Raw genomic sequence first — 9,689 nt, 5'->3', positions numbered from 1 at the left:
CTGGATCAAATGGACCGTCTGCATAGACTTCGGTATTTATCAGCAATATAGCAATAAATATGAAGGATAGAACTATGTTTTTTTTCATATTAAGATGAATCTCCATTTATTAACTATCAAATTTTGATAGATTAAATAAAATATCACGGGTATTTTACTCCAAATTTCGAGAAGATTAAATAAAATATCACGGATATTTTACTCCAAATTTTGGGAAGATTAAATAAAATATCACCCCTGTGAAATCCCAGTGAAATAAAAAAGATAAAATCATTTCACGGGATAAATAAAACAGATAAAAGCATTTCACGAGCCAGGCGGATATTTTACTCCCAATTTTATAGATTAAATAAAATATCACGGATATTTTACTCCAAATTTTTATTTCCATTTCTAATTTCATGATAATTATCGCAACAATATAAGTTTTTTTACAAATTGTTTATTCGTGGTTTGGAGTTTGTAGAAATAAACACCATTCCCAACTTTATGTTTGTATTTATCTGTTCCGTTCCATTCGATTGCATAAAAGCCCGGTTCAATTTCGTCGTTCATTAGTGTTTTTACCAACTGTCCTCTAATATTATAGATTTTCAAGTCCACTTTTGCAGTTTGGGGAATTTGAAATTTGATATTTGTGGAAGATTGAAAAGGATTCGGAAATGAGTTGTGCAGTTTTAACTCTGTGGGAAGCTGATTTTCCGGCATTTTTTTGAGACTAAGTTCAACCATTCCACCATTTTGCCAATATAAATCCTGAGGTATAATATCAAATATTTTATCTTGTTCCCAAGACCAAAGTTTGAAGAAAACCTCATCTCCACTGGTGAGACCTTCATCACTTTTTGTAAACGGGTCATCGCCATAAACTGCCATTGCACCGAATTTGTCTTCATGATTAACGGTAAAGAATCCACACATCACGCTATCGGCATCATAAGCAAGCACGATATCGCCGATTTTAGCATCTTGAAATTCACCATAATACATTTCAGAATACGGGGTGAATACCACTTGATTTTCAAAAGAGATTCTGCGAGTTTTCGTTTGGAGATCCATTTGGGTTATAATTTGTTTCTCGGTTGGGGTTAAATTAATTGATTTTCGATTATTTCTTAGGGCATTATAAATGAGTGTGTCATCATAATTAATTTTATACCAGTAGCCAAAACCATTTTGGAGGAAATTAATTGTATTAAATTCCGGTGGAAGAGACGGATTGTAAACGATTGCCCCATCTACCTTTTGCCCATGCGTGATTCCTTCAGGATCAAATCCTTTGGCAGTAATCAGGTTTTCTCCGAGTTCCATCAGAGCGGATTCAGGGTTCATTTGTTGTTGAGGAAGATAACCGATTAAATTCCATCCTGCAGATAAAAAAAGCGGCATTTCCGGATCAAGTTGTAATCCTTGGGGGTAGAAGTTATAACCTTCATTCAATTTTACCCAATATGCAAATCCGGGCTGAATATGATTCAAGGTGTTGATTCCCGGTGGTAATGAATCTATAAAAGTAATCGAATTATTTGCTCCCTGTCCGTGAATTTGACCAAGCGGATCGAATCCTTTTACACATTCTAATTTGCTATCATCAATAAGAATTTTAAAAACTGAGTCCGGAGAATCTTCCACGAATAAAATGTCAAAAGAAATAAGATTCCATCCCATTTGCATTAGGAGGGTGTCGCTTTCGGAAACGATGTCTATGTTCACCGTGTCAATGGTTCCGGGAATCCAAACAGAATCTGTGGCAACGTTTAAGAACATCATTTCTGCTGAAACATCGTAATAATCGAAAATAACTTTTTCTCCGGGAGCTGCATTTGTTACAGCGAGAGAATCGTAATAACCATCTTCTGTGAGAATTTTTAAACCGCAGAGATTTCGAGCAGGATCGAATACTTTGATAGTATCACCCACGCTACCGGTTACACCAAACACACTTACGGTTCCGGAGTAAATGGCGGAATTATTAGGAAAAGTGGCTAAAGTAACTTCTGTAAAAATTATTCCTTGTTGCGCAAAAACCGAATCCCCGCTAACTCCGGGAGAATCCCAAAAAATTAATTCAGAATCATATTCATATATTCCAGAACTTTTATCCCAATATTTTAAAGTAATCGGATTTCCTGCAATAAATCCATCAATTTCGGTTGTGTTTGGATTGTCGGCTGAAGCAATCACGGAAAGAATATTGCTCGAATTTACTGAATCAGGTACAATGTTCGCACCTACACAAATTTCACCGTCAAAAATTCCGATCTCATCACCTTCTGTGATTTCAATTGATGGGGAAGCAATATCTAAAATATTAATATTCATCGGAAGATAGGGGTTTCCCGGATAGACAATGGAAAAATGAGACAGGGCGGCTGAGCGATTGTGCGATGGGATTATGGCTGCTGACCTGCTGACCTGCTGACTCGCTGACCTGCTGACCTGCTGACCTGCTGACTCGCTAAAACTGTAAGAAAAATCAAATTCACAGTTTTCAGAAACTTCTGTATAATATGCTTCACCGGGTTCCATTTTTCCGATCCCATTTACCCAGGCACCGTTCCAAAAGAAGATAGATTGTCCTGCTTCATCAATAACATTTTTTAGATTATTTGATTGGATAAGAGGATCAAGGATTTGCAAAGCGTCAATTTTTTTGTAGAACGGGTAACCCAAGATGTTCCAGCCGGTTAGTAGTGTGTCGGTAACAGGCAGCGAAACTCTCGAGCCGATAATGTTCAGGGAATCACTTCCGTTCATACTGATATAATATCCCTCAGCCTCAGTTATATTGCCGATATTATTCACCCATTCTGAATTCCACGAATTATAGTAAAAGAGGTTTCCTTGTTCATCGAAAATTTTGTTCAGATTTGGTTTTATCGTATCAACGATTGAATCAAGATCAATATCTGCTGGGAAAATATTAAACGATGTAAGATTCCAGCCGGTGAAGAGTTCGATGTTTTGCTCAATTGTGCTAAATATATCCACGTAAATATTATTACTTACAAAAATCCCCTGTGTTTGCACTCCGGGAATGCTCCAAAAATCAGCGGATGCCGTATATTCTTTTTCTTCATCATAATCCCAAATTTTAAATTGGATTGGCTGACCGAGAGTAAAACCATCTTTTTCAGTTGTATAAGGGTTATCCGCAGAAATTGTGATAGAGAGCGGGTTGGAAGGTGAGAATGCAGTATGAATTAAGGCAGTTCCAACGCAAACTTCTCCATCAAAAACTCCTATTTCATCACCAAATTGAAGATCGTTTTCGTTGAAGGTTGCAGATTGAACGAAGATGCTTGCGGGTAAATATGGATTCCCTGTATAAGCCGTTTTGAAATTTCTATAGCCAACATCTGCAAAGATATTTTCTTGCATTTGAAATATGCCCGGAATTGTGTCCCAATTACTATTATAATATTTTACATTTGGGGTGTAAATACTGTCCGAACTTGCATCATAGATTTTATAAATTATTTCATTTCCCGAAATGAAACCATCAATTTGCGGTATGTCGGGATTGTCGGCGGAAGCACGCATAGATAAAATATTTTCATTTGTTAAAGTTCTATCTATTACACCGGTTCCAACGCACAAAGTACTGTCATAAATTCCTAATTCATCACCAAATTCAAGATCAATGCCATAAAATTTTGCCGAAACAACATTTAAGATCATGGGGGAATATGGATTGCTTGTATAAAGTGTATATTCGGGAACAAAAGTGGGTTCGATAATTTTCACAAAACTCACCGTTGTATCTGCATTATTCGCTGTTTCTACGATCAAAGTTACTTCAAAGGAATCTACGTAGGTGAATTCATGGGTAGGATTTTGGATATTACTAGAGCCACCATCTCCAAAATCCCAAAGCCAAGAAATTATGGGTGAAGAATCTGTTAAAGAGAGATCTTGAAAATCAACTTCTAACGGGGCAAATCCGATTTTATTACTCTCGGAAAAAACGGCAATGGGACCAACAACTGAAGTATCTATTTGAACTGAAGTTATAGGCGTGTCATCATAAGAAATATTACCAAATACATCTTTTGCAAGAGCACGGATTTGATACTCACCCGAACCCATTGTAAAATATTCGTCGAAAAAATCAAAAGGTTGAATCTCATAACTAAATGTGTCCGGTGTGGCAAAATAGGTGATAGGATTTTCAATATTTTGCCATTGGGTTGCTGTGAAATATTTACACTGAAGCTGGACGTTTAGAATATCGGGATTAGGTAAATCATTATATGTGATTGAGCCGTTAATAATTTGCGGAAATGTAATTTTATTATAAATAGAATCTTGTGGATTCGCAATCGCAGCAATCGGAGCCAAATCGTCAATTATCCGGATACCGTGTGTATCTGCAAGCGAACTTCCATATTCATTGAATGCTTTCATTTTGACGATAAAATGTTCTGTGTATAAGGGAACTTCTTTTATTCGAAAAACTGTAGAAACAACATCGTTATGGGGATTTAAGGAAATGGTCGGTTCATCTATAAAATCATTATACCAGAAATTTCCATCAGGTAAACTGTCGTGATTGGAATCGTAAGCCCATTGAAAAGTAACATGGTTGAGTTCGGGATAATAGTTCTCATCCGTCCAGATATGGCCGGATAATTCCGGTTGGGTGGCTGTTGCTAAACTAGTGAGAAGGGAATCTTCGTTTTGGGGTTCTATAAAATCCTGACTAATTAAATAGTGGTAATCAATTACTTTTTCCAAAGTTCCGGTAACATTTCCAACTCTGTCAAGGCACATATATTTGATTATATAATTTCCGGTTTGAGTTGTGTTTGGAAATTGGAAAACGATATATCCGTTATTTATATAAGTTGAATCAAATATTTGCTCGCCGTTTGAAATCGGGACACCATCATGCCAAATTCTAATTCTTGAACTCATTAAAGAATCAGCATGATAAATGTCGGCTGAATTTACATCAGCACCAGAACCGATCCAGCTGCTTTCAGGTGTTTCGATTAGCGGATCTTGGAGTTTGAGCATAACCTCGCCGATGCCTAATGAATCTTCAACAAGAAGATTTTCTGAAATGGAAAAACTGTTTATTGAAGTTCCCATCTTATTTTTAATGATTACAGAATCTGCATGTGGCGATTCGATATCGGAATAGAAAGTAATGATATCGGGTAATGTATCCGGTGGATCAATGGAATATAATTTTGTTTGTAAGCCGCAAATATCGTAAGCATACAGATCAATCTTATAGCGTCCCTCGTTGAAATTATTTTGATATGATATTGCCAAATAAGTTGTGTCATTTTCAACAATATTTTTAAATTCGTAATCAATAAATGATATACCATTAAAATAATACACAAAAGGTCTGGCAAGGTCAATACCTTCCCCGATTTCATCAGTTAGTCCATTGTGGTTATTATCAACCATATCATGAGCCATTACATTATCCTGCATGATCACATTTATTTCGGTTGTATCAATATTGCAAAAGTATTTTATCGAATCAGGCGGAGTGCGAGGATAAGCGATAAGATTCTGACAAGTAGCATCATTTGCCCACATTCCAATCGTTCCATTCGGGATTGAGCCGTTAATAATTGTTAAATGAATTTCAGTTTCCTCGGGAAGTGGTTGGGATTCATATTGAGAAATAATTATGAAATTATATGAATCGCTGTTGCAACTTATGGACGATGTGCTAAAATCCCAAAAAGCAGTATTGCCAACCCAATAATCCGGAATTTCTTGAGTGGTGAAGCCGATCTGCTCCATGCCGGCAATGTAGACAGAATCATGGATCACATTGGAATTTATATATGAGGCTTCTATTACGAAACTATTATCCGGTGTCCATTGGTTTGGGGGAGTTGTGTTGATCACTATCATATTTGAAACGCTATCCGGATGAGTTCCGGTAACAGTTCCGGTAACATCGCCAAGTATTTTCCAGCTGACTGAAATTGCTTCCAATTGATTCAACACAGTTGTAATACCATCATAATAAAAAAGCGACCCTTCATCAGCGGTAACGATAATATGTTCACCCAAATATTCTATGCCGGTTGAATAATCCCACATGCGAAAATTTAATTTTTCGCCCTCAAAAAAACCGGGCATACTACCATATGCTCTGAAAAGGATATTTCCGGAAGAACCTGTGTATTGAAAAATACCGGCACAAATATCATTTTCGGTAAAAACTGCAATCTCATCTCCGACCTCCATATTATTTCCGATAATAAGCACATTTGAATAACCGGCAACGATTGTCATGTAAGGGGCGGTGTCTGGATTGATTCCCGGATTAAGGCTGAAAAAAGTATTGTAACCGTCCAAAGAACTTAAGACAGTAACTGTATTATTATAGAAAATTGAAACGCCGGAGGATTCAGTGGCAAAGGCGGCTACTTCCACATCAGCAGATTGGCTCCATAACCGATATCTTATATTTTCTCCTTGCATGAAAACAGAATCCCCAATGGTATTTCCCCACGCAATTAGAGTATCTGTGGTTCCTCCCCAAACTATCATACCCGCACAAGAATCATTTTGGGTGAAAACAGCAATTTCGTCGCCGATGACAAGAGGCTCATCGTCAATTGTAGGAACACCCGAAGGAATAATAATTTGCATAGAATATTCTGTACTATCATGAGCAACAAAATGGGTTGCGTAGGCTGGTTGCCAATAAATAAGAGAGAAAATAAGAATAGCAAGAACATTTAAAAAAATGATCTTGATTTTGGATTTTTTGCTCCAATTTAGAAATGATATTTTTTGATTTTGTTTCATTTATTTTTTTCTGATATTTCGCATTAAAACAGTTACTTTGGAAGGCAAACTACTATCCTTACCATCATTTACAATAAGTTGGAATTTGTATATTCCGCTTTTGGAAGGCTCGAAAGTTGGTTTTGCAGCCGTATTGTCTGAAAGTGTTACGGTTGGACCGGAAATCTGTTTCCATTTATAAGTAAGGAAAGCGTTTTCCGGATCTGTGCCGCTTCCATCCAAAGTTATTTCCTGATTTGCATAAGCCATAGCATCTTTACCCGCATTGGAAGTAGGTGGTTGATTTGGCTCGGTGATGATAAAATCATCAAAAACGCATGAGTTGCTGCGGTTTCCTGATTTTAGATATTGGCAAATCCCAACATAGCCATTCGTAAAAGTACTATTATCATCCGCATAAGGACTTCCCGGCAAAAGATTTCCATCAACCGAAGGATAAAATTTATTTCCGATTAGTGTAATTCTGAGCGTGTGCCAATTTGAGTTATTCAAAATATAATCCTTTCCTTTTTGAAAGGTTTTTATATCATGCCAAGAATCCGTGAAATAATCTAATTTAATTTGTCTTCCATCCCTTACGAATGCATATCTGTAGGCTTTTACTGATTTGCTTTTTGAAATTTCGCCTTCAACATTTTCCGCTCGAATTACAAAACCCCTATAAACTAAGTCATTGTTCCATGGTTTTTCGAGATAAAATTTGGCAGAAACCGAAAAATCATCTCGACTTTCTCCTATAGTTGCAGACTCAAATACTTTTGCTCCAATATTATTGAAATGCCCTACATAGCTCCCTCGTTTTGACATTGTAGAATCTTCCACGATAATACATTCGGCATTTGAATGCGAGCCCTTCCAACTTAATTTTTTTTCTCCAAAAGGGAAATTTTCCGTATTAAGGGCATTTTCACTTGCTACTTCTATCGTAACTTTTTCCGGTTCGCTTTTTACTTTTCCATCACCGACTTGCAGATCAAATATATAAGTTCCGATTTCTGCTGGAGTAAAGGAGATGGTCGAATTGGAATAATCGGAAATTTCTACCGGCGATCCTGCAATCTGTCGCCATGAATAATTTTGAATTGTGTCGTCTTTATCTTCGTCTTTTCCTGCACCGATAATGCTTACGACTTCACCGATCTTTGCCGATTTATTTTCACCAGGGATAGCGATAGGAGGGCGATTTGGAGCATTTGCTTTTGAAATTGAAAAAGCTAAAGAAAATCCATTTAATCCATTTTGGGTAACAGCATCCTGCGTGCTGCAATAATCTGTTCTAAGAATGCTTCCTCTCATTGGAAGATGACTATTTAGATTGAGCCCAAAGGTCATTGATTCTCCGTCATAACCCAATCGGATACTCAGAAAATTGAAAAGACGCAGTTCTCCACCGGCATGAATTTCTCCCTCACCCCGGAAAAGCTCATAATCGCAGGATAGAGTTATTCTTTTGAAAGTTAAAGCCACCCCGGGAGTAAGAACCATCGGGATAGTTTCTTTTCTGGCGCTTTGAGTATCCCAAGTGATGCTTGAAAAAACATCTTGTGCTTTGAAACCAAAGGCAAAAAATGGATAAGGTCGGTATTGAAAGCCGGCATCGAAACCCATGCCGGATCCCTTATGGGCTTCGAGGCTGTTCATAATAAGTTTTGCGTTCAATCCAACTGCAAGATTTTGAGCCGGAGCCATACCATAAGAAAAAGAGATGGCTGTTTCCGAATCAATAAAAAGATCAGTGAGTACTTCGTTTTCATCTCTCCCCTGAATGTCGGAACTGTTTAAGGCGGTCATTGATACTCCAAAAGTCCCCAGTGATCCGATGTTTTGCACAAATGTAGCATACATATATTTTAGTTGTATTGCGCGTGGCATATAAAAAAATCCGACTTGAGTTCCGCGTAGAAAAGCCATACCTGCCGGATTCCAGTATGTTCCCATCACATCGTTTGCAATAGCCACATAAGATTTACCCATTCCCAAGGGACGAGCTCCGGGTCCAATACGTAAAAATGCACCCGCAGTTTGATTGCTATTATCGGACTGGACATAACCTGCTAAAAATAGAAACAAAATTGAAATGATTATAATCTTTTTAATAAACATTCATGCCACCTTTTTACCTTAATATTGCAAATATATCAGTAATAATTATATTACTACCTGTTACAACGGAATAATAATAAACTCCGTTATCTACGTCATCTTCAGATTTATCTTGTTTTATAGTCCATTCCCCTTTATACAAATCACCATCAGGAATGATTGTATCAATGGTTTTGATTAATCGGCTGGAAACATCATAAATTTTTATTGTTGTTTCTTCATAATTTATATCTTCACCTGTAAATTTAAAAGTGATCTTTCCCACTTGATTTTTAAATGGGTTTGGATAGACATAAGATTGGGGTACATTCACGGTTATATAATTATTTTTGGTTATTTCGGAGATCAAACCATATTCATCTGTAATTTTTAGGGATACGGAAAAATTACCTCCGTTTTTGTATCTGTGAATAGGATTTTGCTGACTTGATAGATTAGTGCTATCACCAAAATTCCATTCATATGAAACGATGGAACCATCTCCGGCAGTAGATAAATCGGTAAATTGAACATACAAAGGATAATCCCCATTGGTTGGATTTGCGCTAAAATCCGCGTTCGGAAGAGTCCCTACAACTATATAATTATTTTTAGTTTCAATATCAGTATTACCGAGATCATCCCCGATCTCAAGTGTGATTGAATAAGCTCCATTATTTTGATATGTATAAATTGGATTCTGTTCAATGCTGGAACTTCCGTCTCCGAAATCCCAATTCCAGCTATTGATGTTTTTCATTGTTGAGTATGACAGATCAGCGAAATGAACTTCAAGCGGGGCAGATCCTGTTGTGGGGGAA

The 9,689-nt window shown here is 37.1% G+C and carries 3 protein-coding genes; all 3 read right to left on the bottom strand.

All coding sequences use genetic code 11. The annotated features are described in order from the left end of the window. Positions 1 to 408: 408 nt before the first annotated feature. The gene (locus U9P79_09070; GenBank protein MEA2104771.1) at positions 409 to 6,786 is read right to left on the bottom strand and encodes a PKD domain-containing protein; all 6,378 of its coding nucleotides are present in this window, start codon (positions 6,784 to 6,786) and stop codon (positions 409 to 411) included. Further along, positions 6,787 to 8,889, bottom strand: coding sequence for a PorV/PorQ family protein (locus U9P79_09065; GenBank protein MEA2104770.1), 2,103 nt, complete (start codon positions 8,887 to 8,889; stop codon positions 6,787 to 6,789). Positions 8,890 to 8,902: 13 nt separating this feature from the next. After that, positions 8,903 to 9,689, bottom strand: a 787-nt coding sequence (locus U9P79_09060; GenBank protein MEA2104769.1) for a PKD domain-containing protein, incomplete at its 5' end; no start/stop codon positions are given.

The organism is Candidatus Cloacimonadota bacterium (assembly GCA_034661015.1).
Classification (GTDB): domain Bacteria; phylum Cloacimonadota; class Cloacimonadia; order JGIOTU-2; family JGIOTU-2; genus JAYEKN01.
The sequence above is the reverse complement of the archived record's forward strand: the minus strand, read 5'-3'. Positions and strand labels throughout refer to the sequence as shown.

What these genes read in the sequence shown, in the direction of transcription:
- U9P79_09070 (MEA2104771.1), bottom strand. Translation starts at nt 6,786, where the DNA reads ATGAAACAAAATCAAAAAATATCATTTCTAAATTGGAGCAAAAAATCC.
- U9P79_09065 (MEA2104770.1), bottom strand. Translation starts at nt 8,889, where the DNA reads ATGTTTATTAAAAAGATTATAATCATTTCAATTTTGTTTCTATTTTTA.